This window comes from Vagococcus luciliae (assembly GCF_024637875.1).
In the GTDB taxonomy this organism is placed as follows: domain Bacteria; phylum Bacillota; class Bacilli; order Lactobacillales; family Vagococcaceae; genus Vagococcus; species Vagococcus luciliae.
In genome coordinates this window covers 330,305-345,148 of record NZ_CP102451.1, presented here as the reverse complement: position 1 = coordinate 345,148, position 14,844 = coordinate 330,305, and the positions used below count along the sequence as shown (strand labels likewise).

The following is a 14,844-nucleotide window of genomic DNA, read 5'->3' as shown; positions in this document are numbered from 1 at the left end:
AATCGCTTCTATAAATTCAGGCTGTATAATTTTTGATGTGGATGAAGAAATTCATCTGCATCTATTTTTTTACATAAAAAAGAAACATACGAATTTTCCAGGTAAAATTAAAGTGACCAAACCAAATTTTAGAAAGGAAGATTCATATGTCTCACAACCATTGTATCCGAGTGTCGCTGGATTTGAAAGACACAAACATTTATTTTGATTCTATTTTTTGTGAAGAAAAAATGATAAAAGGAGTTAGAAGTAAAATCTATAGCGGAACACTTACTTATAAGCCTTTGGCTTGTCCTTGTTGTGGAATTAAGAATGAAAACTATTCTATTGTAAAAAATGGTTTTATTTCTTCTCGAATAAAATGGCTAAGTGTTGCCCATTATCCAACCTATCTATCACTAAAGAAACAACGGTTCCTTTGTCGTAAATGTCACACCTCTTTTATAGCTGAATCTTTAGAAATTGATAAGCACTGCTTTATTGCTAACAGAGTGAAACAGTCTATTGGCATGGAGTTATCCGATGCTATCTCATTGAAAGACTTATCTAAAAGACATTTTGTATCAACTACTACAATCAGTAGAATTCTTAATTTATTTGGGAAAGAACTGTCAAATAAATTTACGGACTTGCCTCAACACCTATGTTTTGATGAGTTTACATCTGTAAAAAACAATCAAGGTAAGTACAGTTTTATCTACTCAGACTCCTTATCACATAAAATTATTGATATTTTACCAGATAATAAAAGGATTACGTTAGAAAAACACTTTTCAAAATACCCTTTGAAAGTAAGAAATAAAGTCGCAACGATCGTTGTTGATATGAATGCTGGCTATTTTAAACTAGCTAATAAACTTTTTCCAAATGCTTCAGTGGTTATTGACCGATTTCACTTAGTTCAATTAATTAGTCGTTCATTAAATATTACAAGAATTAGAACAATGAATAAGTTTAAGACATCAAACCTTAATGATCTAAAGAATTATAGAAAACTAAAGAGATATTGGAAGCTATTTTTAAAAGACTCTAACGAATTAAATTATAAAGACTATCGTTATCAACGATTATTTAAAAATATCTTACCTGAAACAGATATTATGGATTATTTACTAAGCTTAAGCAAAGAACTATCTGAGACATACGGACTCTATCAAAACTTATTATATTGTAGTAAAAACAATGATTTTGAGGCTTTCTCAGATCTACTATTATTAAGTCATGAGTTAATCTCTGAACCAATGAAAACATCTATCAGAACACTAAAAAAACATCTTCCAAGAATTAATAATACTTTCAAGTTTCCATTTTCTAACGGACCATTAGAAGGGACCATCAATAAAATTAAGCTAATCAAACGAATAGCCTATGGCTATAGAAATTTCCAAAACTATAAATATAGAATTTTACTTAGTTTTCAAGGTAAATAAATAAGCAACGAAAACCTGTTGTCTTTCGTTGCTTAAATTCACTAAATTTTACTCATCCACATCATTTGACGGAGAGCCTAAATTCAAATGTTCCATTGTCAAAAGCAAATTTTAAAATACAACAATTTGAAAACAAGAGGGATGCTACTTTTTCGTATTTCAACCATGCTTAAATAAACAAATACATCGTATCCATCATAGCTAATACATAATTGAGCATTATTATCATCCTTGGTTAGATGTTTCTAGAAGATTTATCACTATATGTAACGTGCAATTATGTAATTAGTCAAATAAAAAAGGTGTCGCTTGTACGTTTATTTCTTCCTTAGTAAAAGGATGAATGAGTTGAAGAGATTTAGCATGTAATTGAAGTCTCTTTGCATGCGAAGTTGGATTGTATAGTGGATCACCGATAATTGGGTGATGAATACTTTCAAGATGAACACGTATTTGATGTGTGCGACCAGTATCTAGTTGACATTCTATTCGCGTTGAGTTATTTAATTGCTCAATGACTGTTACGTGTGTAATGGCTTTATCTCCTTTTTTGGAATCAATGACTCGCTTCCTACGATCATGACGATGACGCCCGATAGGTTGATTGATTGTAAAGTGCTTATTTTTTATTAACCCACTTACCTCTGCTTCATAATGTCTGTTTATTTCTTTTTGTTCAAGCAATCTACCTAAAACTGGTAATATAACGGGATTCTTCGCAAAGACAATTGCCCCACTGGTTTCCTTATCTAATCGATGGACAACATATGGGATTTGATTTTTAGGCTTTAAGTAAGCAGCAAGGTCATTTAATAACGACTCGGTTTCTTGTGGTTGGTTTGGATGTGTTTTTTGTCCGTAAGGTTTATTCACAATGATTAGATGGTCATCTTCCCATAACACATTAATGGCCTTGGCATTTCCAGGAATAATATGAGGAATTGTGTAATCATCTTCTTCAAAGATTAACGTAATCTTATCTCCAGACTCGACAGTTTCGTGAAACATGACGGTAGAATTATTTTTTAACACATTTTTACGCGTTCTAAGAAAATGTCTTACTTTTCTAGGAATAAGCCACTCTGTTTCTAAGAGTTCTCGAACAGTTGTTTGAGTTGTTGAGGGAGGTAGAGTAATAGAAAGTTGCATATATAGACTCCTTTTTCTAATTTAAACGTTTTTTAAAAAATAACATGTAGTAATTTAATTTTTAAATGGTATATTAAAGTGACTTATGAAGATAAGTCTTTAGACGTATTAGTTATTTCTGATAATATGATACACTAAATTTATAAAATTTAATAGAAAGGACGTTATCATGGAGCATATTAAGAAGTATTTTGAAGTGATAAAATCCTGGTTAATAAGGTTTGGTACGTGGTTGCAGCCTCACTGGCAAACGTTTCGTATCCATCAAAAAAGAATATGGAAAAAATATCATATTAATAAAATTATTTTGTTAGTGACATTAACCTTTATTTTAGTCACAAGTATTTATTTATTTTACCTGGCTAAAAGTATGAATGTGTCAGGCTTAAAAGCTGGTTTGGAACAATCAACGACGATTTATGATAAAGATGGAGATGAGGCAGGTAAGCTTCGAAAAAATGGTGGGACATTTGTAACGCTAGATAATATTTCCCCTCATGTAGTAGATGCACTTATCTCAACAGAAGATCGTCGATTTTATAAACATAAGGGATATGATGTAAAAGGAATTATGAGAGCGGCTGTTAGGAAAGTCATTAGACGAAATAATAGTGGCGGTGGCGGTAGTACCATTACACAACAGCTAGCTAAAAATGCCTTTTTAGACCAACAGCAAAATTTTACTCGTAAAGCAAAAGAACTTTTTCTAGCGATCGAACTTGAAAAAGAATACTCAAAAGATGAAATATTGGAAATGTACTTGAATAAATCTTACTTTGGTAGTGGGGTTTGGGGAATTCAAGACGCGTCAAAAAAATATTTTGGTAAAGATGCTAAAGACTTGACTGTTGATGAAGCAGCTGTATTAGTCGGCGCCTTGAAAGGACCTAGTTTATATAACCCGATTGATCATATGGACTATGCTGTAAATAGGCGTAACACAGTCTTATCTGTGATGGTGGATAATGGAAAATTAGATAAAGCAACCGCAGATGGACTGATGAAACAACCAATTTATTTAACAGATACATATGTCCCGGATAAAGATACCTATAAGTACCCTTATTATTTTGACGCTGTCATTTCTGAAGCAGTTGATAAAACAAAATTGACTGACGCTGAAATTTCAAGTGGTGGTTACAAAATATACACAGCACTAGATCAAGTGTATCAACAGGGGATGGATCAAACCTTTGCTAATGATAGTTTATTTCCACCAGCAGCATCAGATGGTGAAATAGTGGAAGGAACATCTGTTGCGATTAATCCTAGTTCTGGTGGCGTGATGGGAATTGTTGGTGGACGTGGTGAGTATACTTATCGAGGATGGAATCGTGCGACTGATTCTTATTTATCACCTGGTTCAACATTAAAGCCTTTATCTGTTTATACACCGGCATTAGAAGCAGGGTATAAACCTGAGGACATGTTAAAAGATGAAGAGCTATCTTATTATGATGTGCATAATTTTTCACGTACATACAGTGGTGAAACTTCTATGACAAATGCCTTGATCCATAGTTTAAATGCTCCAGCTGTTTGGTTGATGCATGAGACAGGCATTGATAGAGGATATAAAAAAGTGGAACAATTTGGTGTTAAACTAGATGAAAAAGATAAGTATTACGGTTTAGCATTAGGTGGACTAACCAAAGGAGCTAGACCCATTGATATGGCAAGTGCGTACACCGTATTTGCTAATGAGGGAGTCAGAAAAGAAACGCATTTTATTACCAAGATTGAAGACGCTCATGGTGTGATTATTTATGAAAATCAAAAACCAAAATCAACACGTGTGACAACACCTGAAGTAGCTGAAGAGATGACTAGCATGCTTCAAGGGGTTTATAGTACAGGAACAGGTGCTGCAGCTCAGCCATATGGTTATCAAATAGCCGGTAAAACAGGAACGACTGAGAATATCAATGCAGATGGCATGTCGAAAGATCAATGGATGATTGGTTATACCCCTGACGTGGTGGTCGCAACATGGATAGGTTTTGATAAAAGTGGACCGGATCATTATTTACCAGGTAATGATAGTAGTTATATTTCTAATATTTTCAGAACAGAGATGCAAAGTATATTAGGAGCTTCTCCAAACACACCATTTCCAGTGAAAGATGTGACACAGTCAACGGATTATATCGATAATCAAGAAAATGATACAATGACTGATGGTAAATTAGATGGAATTGGTGATAAACTAAACGATGTTGGCGGAAAAATTAAACAAGGTGCAGATACTGTGGGAGACGGTATCAAAAAAGGATTAGATAAAGTTGGCGAAGCTTGGCAGGGTATCTGGGGTAAGGTAACTCAATAAGAGTAGGCTTTTTCTTTGAAACATGTTACAATATTAGGAGAATAAATTTCTATTTAAAGGAGCTTATATATGTCAAATAATATTTATGATAGTGCCAACCAAATTGAACGTGAAATTCGCCAAATGGATGAATTCTTAGCATTGAGTGATGCTTTTGACGCAGTGAAAGAAAATGAAGAAGCTTTTGAATTATTCAAAGCTTTCCAAGAATTGCAAATGACATTACAACAAAAACAAATGCAAGGTGAAGAATTTTCGGATGAGGATGCTAAACAAGCACAAGAAATGGCCGAAAAAGTTCAAGGTGAAGCATTAATTCAAGATTTAATGCAAAAAGAACAAGCATTTAGCATGATTGTTAATGACTTAAACCGCATCATTATGCAACCAGTTCAAGATTTATATACGTTAGATTAATCGACACAATAATGGGTGGTTAAGCAAAGAGCTTAACCACCTATATTTTTTATAGAACTTATTCTGATTAAACATTATGAATGGCTAAAAGGAGTGTGACACATGAAATTTATTCATATGGCAGATTTGCATATCGATCAACCTTTTTCTGGTATTACAACAGAAGATGTAACATTTCAAAAAGAGATACAACAAATAAATTATAAAGTGTTTGAGACCATTATAGAAAATTGTATTAAGGAGTCAGTTGATTTCTTATTGATAGTTGGAGATACGTTCCATCAAGCAACATCGTCTATCTATACACAAAAATTTGTAATGGATCAATTTAGGCGTCTAGAAAAAGAACAAATCAAAGTAGTGATGTCTTTTGGAAATCATGATTATTATACGAAAAGTCGTTACTGGTTTGAATGGCCACAAAACGTCATATTATTTGATACTGAAGAAGTTACGACAAAAGTTTTACAAGTGACAAATGGACAAAGTGTTTCTATTAGCGGTTTTTCTTATGAACATCAGTGGATTAAAGGCAATAAAGCGTTAGATTATCCAAGTAGAAGTAGGGAAACAGATTATCACATTGGATTTTATCATGGCGAGATAGCACAAGAAGGAAAATATGCTCCGTTTCTTTTATCTGATTTAAAACCAACATATGATTATTGGGCATTAGGGCATATTCATAAGACAGAGGTGTTAATAGATAAACCACTAACTATTTATCCAGGAACTCCTCAAGGGCATACTCGAAAAGAGAGACAGACTAAGGGAGTTAGTCTGGTTGAAGTCAATGGCTCTAGTGTATCGCAAAAATTTATCGATGTAAGTAAAGCAGCATGGGTGCAACAAGATATCTCATTAAAAGAAATAACACGATCAGATCAACTAACAAAAATTGAAAAAGAAATCATGGCAGCAAAATATACAAAAGAGGTAACCTTACTAGTAGTAAAATTGAGTCCATCTTCTGAAGAAGGACTAAGTGAGCTACTTTTAAATAAAGAAGAAATATTAGGTTATCTTCAACGTCAATTATTAAGAAAAACTTCTTATTATATTTGGTTAGTCGATATAATGATTGAGCCAATCGAGATAGATCAACTTATTATGGGATTTGATTCAAGTTTAGTCGATGATTTAGCACAACATTTCTTGAAGCGTAATGAATTTTATGATGTTGCGAAGGATATTGTGCAACAACCAGTAATTGGAACGAATATTGTATTTGATGAAGAAGATATGGAACGTATTGTAGAAGAAAGTAGCCAATTAGTGAAGGACAAAATGATTTTTAAAAATGGAGTAGGCCAATGAAAATAAGACGATTATACATTAATGGATTTGGAAAATTTAATAATCAAGTATTTAACTTAAAAGAAGATAATCAACTCATTTTTGGTGATAATGAATCAGGAAAATCCACATTATATCATTTTATACGGACTATTTTATTTGGTTTTCCTAAAAAACGTGATATGACACGTGATTTTACACCAGTAGTTGGAGCGACATATGGTGGGCATTTAATTATCGATCACACAGTTCATGGTGAAATTTACGTTGAGCGATTTAAAGAAAAAAATAAAGGGCAAGCATATGTGCGTTTAGAAGATGGTCAAGTAGGAGACGAGAGACTTCTAACAACTATTTTATCACCTTTAACACGTGAAATTTTTGATGAGGTGTTTAGCTTTCAGCAAGAACAGTTGGTTGATTTAAATGATTTAAATGAAGTTAGATTGCAACGTTTACTGTTGACAGTTGGTTTAACAGGAAGTGAACGACTAACTGCCATATCAAATGATTTTCTAAAAGATAGACAGCAAATATATAAACCTTCTGGACGAATTCCGTTATTAAATCAACAATTAAAAGAATTCAATCGTTTGGAACAGAGTATTCGTTTAGTTGAAGAACAAGAACAAACTTACCAAAATAAATGGGACCGACGAATAGAATTAGAAGAGTTGTTGGAAAAAGAACGTAAGGAGTTGGAAGATAGCTATTCCTTAGAAAAGACATTGCTAGATCAGCAAAAATATTTTCCTCTATACACCGAATGGCAAACATTGAACAGGGAGACCGGTGGAAAGAAAGAAAAAGATGCTGCCTCACAAACAACCATTAAGAGTGTGTCAGACGCATTACAGGAATATCGTTTCTTAACAAAAAAAGAGACTGAACTATTAGAAAATCAAAGTGAAATCATTAAAGACATTACTCCAGCTGTTCAATTTTATCTTGAGAATCAAGAATTATTTGAACAATTATTAGATGATCAATTGAGTGTTCAATCAATCAGTGAGCGACAAGAGGTTATGCAACAGCAACTCGATGCCTATACATCAAATAAAAAAGAGTTATATGAAAAATATCGTTTATCAGATGCATTACTTGATGTGGTAATTGAAGAACAAGAAGAAATATCATTAAAAGAATTGGCAGAAGTTGAGGAAGAATTATTACGGAAACAAGTGATATTATCAAATGAACAAAGCCGATTATCTATTCGTCAGAGAAAACTAGATCATGAATTATCTGAATCAGAAAATCAATTAGATACTTCATCTGCATCGATTAATGAGGAACATCTAGATAATAGCCCATTTCTTGATTCATTTACGATAAAAATGTTTTCAGGACTCTCAATAGCGATTGCTATTATGATGCTACTACTGGCAATTGTGTTAGGTGTATCATGGCTATATGTGATTGTCGTTATTTTTGCGGGGTTAGGTATTTATGGTTTGATGAATACATCTAGGGTACCAAAGGTGTCATCTGTGACCCCAGAAGAAGCCAAAACATTATATAAACAACAATTAGGCGAGGCGGATCAACTAGCTGGCGAGTTATATGAATTGGAAAAAGAACTAGCTAATTTTGAAGAACAGGATGCGTTAGTAAAAAAACAAAAAGAACAATGGGCGACAGCATATGGATTCTCTACAGATGAGACGGTTTCAATGTGGTTAACTACATTACCTGTTTTTAGTCAATTACGTGATATTCAAAAAAATGAACAAGAGATGCAACAACAGCTTGAAACTATTGATAAAGCAATTGATTCTTATAAACAATCACTTTCTTTTGCTAAAGAGTGGATTCCTTTAGAAGATAAAAATATTCGTGATGGCTTTAAAGAAGTCAAACAATTTGTTGAGGCACAAAAAGAAGCAATTAATCGTCTGGAAGGTAGTGAAACAAGCAATATTCAAAGTGAATTAGCCTCTATTCGACATCAAAAAGCGGCTAGTCAACAATTGGTTAATCAATTAATTGATCAACATGAGGCTACGCCAATTGATATAGCTAAAGAATGGTTAAACCATCAAGAACAGCTAAATCAAAATGCTAAACGTTTAAGCGAATTAGAACGTCAGTTAGAGCACGTGTTCGATCTATCTAAAGAATATAAATTACTTTCAATTAACCGTGAAGTAATGAAGGTAAAAGAAATTCAGGATGAACTGAAAGATAAACAACGGATTTATCAAACAGAGTGGCAACAAATTGATTATGATATGAAGCAAATGGAAAAAAATGGCTCATTAGATGATTTGAGACAAGAGAGAGCCACTCAATTAGCAAAAATTGAAGAAATGACAGAGCAATGGTTAACGTTACGATTTTCTGAAGAGTTGATTCAACGGCTATTTCAATACTTATCAGATCAACAACTACCAACATTACTCGGTACAGTAACAGGTTATTTTAATCTATTAACTAATAAAAAATATCATAGGGTATCAATAGAAGATGGTAGATTATTGGTCGTTGATATAACGCAACAGTCTTGGACAATCGATCAACTGTCTACTGGGACAAAAGATCAATTATATATGGCTTTTCGTCTAGCTTTTATTCATTTACATAGTGAGGATTACGGGTCACCAATTGTTATAGATGATGGCTGGCTACATTTTGATGATTCGCGTAAGGCAACTTTGTTTAATTTATTAGATATGTTAGGCAAAGATAATCAAGTTATTTGTTTAACATCTGATAAAGCAATGAGAGAATATTTTAAAATGAAAGATCAATCTGTTTTGGTTATTGGAGAGGAAGAAACAGCATGAAAAAATTAAGAGAACTTTCTGTAGATGAAACATTTGAAGCATTTGTCTTATTAAAAACGGCGGATGTTCGAGTAGCGAGAAATGGAAAAAAATTCATTGCGTTTACATTCCAAGATAATTCAGGCACAATAGATGGCAAGTATTGGGGTGCGTCAGATGAAGACATTGCGACATTTACTACAGGAAATGTTGTGTTGTTGAATGGAAAGCGTGAACTTTATCAAAATATGCCGCAAGTGAAAATTATGCATCTTCGTTTGGCTAAAGAAGGTGAGCCGACAGATCCGTCATTATACATGGAAAAAGCACCGATTGATATTGATGAGATGAAGCAAGAATTTAATGATTATTTATTAGATATTACACAAGCAAAATGGCATCGAATTGTCCGTCATATTCTTAGTAAGTATCAAAAAGAATTTTTTGAATACCCAGCAGCAAAACGTAATCACCATGCATTTGCTGGAGGATTGGCTTTCCATACTTTAACCATGTTACGATTAGCAAAATCTGTTTCACAAGAATACACAGAATTAAATCCCTCTCTCTTATATGCAGGAGTTATGTTGCATGATTTGGGAAAAGTACATGAACTATCAGGGCCTGTCGCAACAGAGTATACCTTAGCAGGAAATTTATTAGGGCATATTGTGATGGTTGATGAAGAAATAACAAAGGCTTGTATAGAATTAAATATTTCAGAACTAGATGAGGAAGTACTAGTTCTGAAGCATGTTGTATTAGCACATCATGGTTTGTTGGAATATGGATCACCTGTTAGGCCTAAAATTATGGAAGCAGAAATATTGCATCATTTAGATAATTTAGATGCATCGATGCAAATGATGTTAGGATCATTAAAACAAGTAAATCCTGGGGAGTATACAGAACGTATTTTTGGACTGGATAATCGAAATTTTTATTTACCAAATATTTAAAAAGCATTGAACATAAGAAAAAATTCTTGTGTTCAATGCTTTTTGCTATGTTAATAATAATTATTTTGTGCTAATTCAAAAGCATCACGCATATCCTTTGGTGCTTTTTTACCATTTACTTTTTTTACGAGATCACCTTGTAAAATAAGACGGTGTTCACCAGACGTATCACAAGTGACTAAAGTAACCTGACGTTTTTCAGGAACATCTTCAATAACATCTACTCTTGTTGGTTCTACATATTCTTTCATGGTAACTTTATATTCATAGATATACTCTAAATCTGTGAGATAAATAGAAGATCCAAGTTCCACTCGAACTAAGGGAGCAAATAACAGAGTCGGATCATACATATAATGACTAGCTAAAGCATAGTTTCCAAACCCCATTTTCTGATCGGGTTTCATCGTTCCAGCTCCAACAGAAATAACGTAATTAGAAACCCCTTTTAGAATCGGTAAATTTAGATCCACGCTGGGTATAGCAATACCACCCACGACATCTCCGACATCACGACCACGTGATTTAGTGACAGTATTGAAATCTAGTGATTCTACTTGATCAAAATCAAAAGTTGCTTCTTTTTGTTCATTTTTAATAACATCATCTCGAGTTATTTTATTGACTTGATATTGTGCTGTATTTTCTTTTACAAGATAATTTTTAATCTGGTTATTAAAAATTAATGCAATCCCTACTAAAAAGAGAATAATCATTATTAGATTAAAAAAGAAATTTTTAAATCGTTGCCCGACAGATTTTTTTTTTGTTTGATGTTTTGTTGAACGTTTGTTTTGTGACGAATCATTTTTGTTAGAGATGATATTAACCCCCTTTTTCATGTAATTCTATCAACTATCATACCATAATAATTTTAAAAATAAAGAAAGTAGGACGATAAAACGTTACGTTATTATGTCGTTTTTTAAAAATACCTCACTAGATTTGTAATATAAACGTAATTAAACTACTAGGGTTTATGTGTTCATTTTGTTAAGGAAAAATGGTATAGTTATATTAATGGAAATTACTAGTAGAAGAAAGATAGGTGAAGGTGTTGCGACAAAATATATATGTTCATTTAGATGGTATTAGTAACTCAGTTTTAACAAAAGGACTTAGCCATCAAGACTTTGATCGTTATACTATTCATCGTCCCAAAAACTTACTATTGCTAGATGCTAGTGAACCAGAGGGAGAGTATGAAGCGCATACCGGATTTAGAGTAATACGTGGTCAGGAAAATGTTGATCGATATTTAAGCAATTTAAATTATAATACTAGGCGAGAAATTAAATGGCTAGATTTTGAAGAGTACGATACGTTAAAACGTTTGACAGCAAATGAAATTGCTGAAATATTGTATTTATCTCATATGAAGATGCAGTTGCGTTCGCCTTTTTTTTATAAATTACAAAACAATTATGCTTTTTTTGAGACAGAACAAGAAGTGATGAAAGTATATTATCGAAATATAGACGAATTTTACCAGTCTTTATCTCAAAAAATTACTGATAAAGTTTTATACCAATTAAATGCTAATCGCTCTCTCTTCTCAAAACGCTATACTAATATAACGCCTTTATCATACGATATAGTAAAAGAGTTAAAAAGTATTATGCAAGAAGGGACTGTATTTGAGTTTTCACAAGTTGGTCTAGATGATGGGGAGTATAAAATACCTGTACATGTCGTTGAAGATAATCTTAGAAAAATTGAGAGCAATCAATTATTTTTGGAAGAAAAAGTGGGTGTTTTAATCTATCAACATCAAAAGATGTCATGGTATTTTAAGACGGTAGATAACCCGATATTGTTTTAGTCCAGTGTTCCTTTTATTTATATAGATAAAAAATAAGGAATAGAATTTTGCTAAAAACTGGAGTATAATTAAGTCCTAGTAAATTTAGGAGGACAACCATGAAGATTTTTTTAGTATATGGTGGTAAAAGTGCTGAACATGATGTATCAATTCTATCGGCCTTTTCAATTTTACAAGCAATTTATTACAACTATTATTCAGTTCAATTAGTTTATATTACAAAAGAGGGTAATTGGCTAAAAGGACCTGTGTATCATGAGGCACCTTTAAATAAAGAATCTCTACACTTAACGATTGCCAATGCTCAACCTATTTTACCAAGTGATTTAAAAGAAGGAAATGCGGTTATTTTTCCAGTATTACATGGTCCTAATGGAGAAGATGGTACGATTCAAGGGTTATTTGAAGTATTAAATATGCCGTATGTTGGTGCGGGAGTTTTGGCTAGTGCATGTGCCATGGATAAAATTATCGGCAAACAATTATTCCAACAAATAGGCATTCCACAATTACCTTATGTGGCTGTCACAAAAAATGGCTACAAAGATCATCAAGAAGAAATATTATTAGAGTGTGAAGGTAGTTTAATTTACCCGATGTTTATTAAACCAGCAAATATGGGATCAAGTGTCGGAATTAATAAAGCAGAATCTCGTGATGAATTAATTCAAGCGATAGATGAAGCGTTTCGTTTTGATCGACGTGTCATTGTGGAGCAAGGAATTGAAGCACGCGAATTAGAAGTTGCCGTATTGGGTAATGATGAAATTAGAACAACTTTAGCTGGTGAGATTGTTAAGGATGTGGCATTTTATACTTATGAATCAAAATATTTAGATAACCAAGTGGAACTACAAATTCCAGCAGATATTTCAGATGAATTACAAGAAACATTACAATATTATGCTAAAAAAGCGTACCAAACACTAGATGGTAGTGGATTGAGTCGCTGTGACTTCTTTTTAACAGCTAATAATGAGGTATTCCTAAATGAAGTGAATACGATGCCAGGTTTTACACCATTTAGTATGTATCCGTTACTATGGAAAAATATGGGATTAAATTATGGTGACTTACTAGAAGAATTGATTCAATTAGCTAAACTACGTTTTGAAAAAAAACAACAAATTGAAGTTGAGCAGTTGTAGAGTTGGACACTTGTTCAACTTTTTTTGTTGATAAGAGAAAGAAGGAGAGCTATGAACTTATTAATTAAAGAGATTGTCGCAGCGGTAGAAGGCATCAATTATGCTCACCATTTAGATGACCAAACGATTTCCTCTGTAGAGTTTGATACACGAAAAGTGCAAGAAAATAGCTTGTTTGTTCCACTAAAAGGAGCAAGAGATGGTCATGATTTTATTCCGCAAGCCATTGATAACGGAGCTTCTTTAGTTTTATCAGAAAAAGAGTTATCTGAAGATATTGCGTATATTAAAGTCGAAGATACATTAGTTGCCTTGCAAAAATTATCTCGTTTTTATTTAGAAAAAAGTGCACCTAAAGTAATAGGAATTACAGGGAGTAACGGGAAAACAACAACAAAAGATATGACGGCAGCTGTGTTATCACAAACATTTAAGACATATAAAACACAAGGTAATTATAATAATCATATTGGCTTGCCTTACACGATTTTATCCATGCCAGAAGACACAGAGATGTTAGTTTTAGAGATGGGGATGGATCATAAAGGTGAAATTGAAGTCTTGTCAAATCTTGCGACACCAGATATTGCAGCCATCACATTGATTGGGGAATCTCATATCGAATATTTAGGATCACGAGCTGGCATTGCTGAAGCTAAAATGGAAATCACTTCAGGTCTTAAAAAAGAAGGCATTTTAATTATTCCAAATGATGAGCCATTATTAAAACGATTGGTTGTTGATGTGCCCCAATCAGTCGAAAGCTTTGGTGTAGGGACAGAAGCAACTTTAACAGCTGAAATTATATTAGAAACGAAACATAATACTCAATTTAAAACTAATTTATTTAAAGAAGAGGTATTTTCAATTCCGGTTTTGGGTGGCTATAATGTCAAAAATGCTTTGATTGCTTTATTGGTTGGACATCATTTTGGCATACCTGTTTCAAAAATGAAAAATGGGCTAGAAACATTTGATTTAACTAAAAATAGAACAGAATGGTTGAAAACAAATGACGGCATTGATATCTTAAGTGATGTATACAATGCCAATCCAACTGCAATGAAATTAGTATTAGACACATTTTCTGCGTTAGAATTAGAAGGCAAGAAATATATTGTGTTAGGTGACATGCTAGAATTAGGGGAACTATCTAGCCAGATGCATGAAAGTGTCGCAGAGCATATTTCACCAAATCATATTGATCAAGTTTATTTGTATGGCGAGCAAATGAACGCTCTTTATAATCTGTTAAAGGATAGAATGCCAAAAGGTTCTCTTCATTTTTACCAAAAAACAGAAAAAAAAGAATTAATGGAACACTTATCAAGTCAACTACAACCAAAAGATACTGTTTTTCTGAAAGCAAGCAATGGAATGGGATTAAATGAAGTTGTTGATTTTTTATTAAAAAATCATGAATAGGCAAGGTTTTATTGTTAATTATTTAAGAATATGATAGTATTATACGAATGCCTATTTTCATTTTTTTTCATTATATAAAAAGAAAAGCAGTCGATTTAGCAACAAAC

At 32.9% G+C, this 14,844-nt stretch carries 11 protein-coding genes; 9 read left to right on the top strand and 2 right to left on the bottom strand.

Annotated features, from left to right (window positions below; genetic code table 11):
* Positions 1-146: 146 nt before the first annotated feature.
* Positions 147-1,430 (top strand): ISL3 family transposase, encoded by a 1,284-nt coding sequence (locus tag G314FT_RS01810; protein ID WP_257700363.1) that lies wholly within the window; start codon positions 147-149, stop codon positions 1,428-1,430.
* Positions 1,431-1,715: 285 nt separating this feature from the next.
* Here the strand turns inward: G314FT_RS01810 and G314FT_RS01805 are convergent, their stop codons facing one another.
* Entirely contained in the window at positions 1,716-2,579 is an 864-nt protein-coding gene (locus G314FT_RS01805; RefSeq protein ID WP_257701842.1) for an RluA family pseudouridine synthase, read from the bottom strand.
* Between the two features lie 169 nt (positions 2,580-2,748).
* On the opposite strand from G314FT_RS01805, the gene G314FT_RS01800 reads away from it, so the two are divergent.
* The 5 genes from G314FT_RS01800 to G314FT_RS01780 all read left to right on the top strand — a co-directional run bounded on the left by G314FT_RS01800 (position 2,749) and on the right by G314FT_RS01780 (position 10,342).
* A complete protein-coding gene (locus tag G314FT_RS01800; RefSeq protein WP_257701841.1) occupies positions 2,749-4,905 on the top strand; it encodes a PBP1A family penicillin-binding protein in 2,157 nt (718 codons plus the stop codon).
* A 69-nt stretch (positions 4,906-4,974) separates the two neighbouring features.
* Entirely contained in the window at positions 4,975-5,322 is a 348-nt protein-coding gene (locus G314FT_RS01795) for a YlbF/YmcA family competence regulator (RefSeq protein ID WP_241699580.1), read from the top strand.
* 102 nt (positions 5,323-5,424) lie between these two features.
* Entirely contained in the window at positions 5,425-6,639 is a 1,215-nt protein-coding gene (locus tag G314FT_RS01790; RefSeq protein WP_257701840.1) for a metallophosphoesterase family protein, read from the top strand.
* On the top strand, positions 6,636-9,404 hold the full coding sequence (locus G314FT_RS01785) for an AAA family ATPase (RefSeq protein WP_257701839.1): 2,769 nt from the start codon (positions 6,636-6,638) through the stop codon (positions 9,402-9,404). The genes G314FT_RS01790 and G314FT_RS01785 overlap by 4 nt, the downstream gene beginning before the upstream one ends.
* A complete protein-coding gene (locus tag G314FT_RS01780; protein ID WP_257701838.1) occupies positions 9,401-10,342 on the top strand; it encodes a 3'-5' exoribonuclease YhaM family protein in 942 nt (313 codons plus the stop codon). The genes G314FT_RS01785 and G314FT_RS01780 overlap by 4 nt, the downstream gene beginning before the upstream one ends.
* A 50-nt stretch (positions 10,343-10,392) precedes the next feature.
* Here the strand turns inward: G314FT_RS01780 and G314FT_RS01775 are convergent, their stop codons facing one another.
* A complete protein-coding gene (locus G314FT_RS01775) occupies positions 10,393-11,184 on the bottom strand; it encodes a class A sortase (protein ID WP_257701837.1) in 792 nt (263 codons plus the stop codon).
* Between the two features lie 215 nt (positions 11,185-11,399).
* Between G314FT_RS01775 and G314FT_RS01770 the strand changes: the two genes are divergently transcribed.
* The 3 genes from G314FT_RS01770 (at position 11,400) to G314FT_RS01760 (ending at position 14,737) form a co-directional block, all read left to right on the top strand.
* On the top strand, positions 11,400-12,164 hold the full coding sequence (locus G314FT_RS01770) for a hypothetical protein (RefSeq protein WP_257701836.1): 765 nt from the start codon (positions 11,400-11,402) through the stop codon (positions 12,162-12,164).
* 98 nt (positions 12,165-12,262) lie between these two features.
* Positions 12,263-13,312 carry a D-alanine--D-alanine ligase gene (locus tag G314FT_RS01765; RefSeq protein ID WP_257701835.1) on the top strand — a complete coding sequence of 350 codons (1,050 nt, stop codon included), beginning with the start codon at positions 12,263-12,265 and terminating at the stop codon, positions 13,310-13,312.
* Between the two features lie 51 nt (positions 13,313-13,363).
* Positions 13,364-14,737, top strand: a complete 1,374-nt coding sequence (locus G314FT_RS01760; RefSeq protein WP_257701834.1) for a UDP-N-acetylmuramoyl-tripeptide--D-alanyl-D-alanine ligase — start codon at positions 13,364-13,366, stop codon at positions 14,735-14,737.
* The last annotated feature ends 107 nt before the right edge of the window (positions 14,738-14,844 follow it).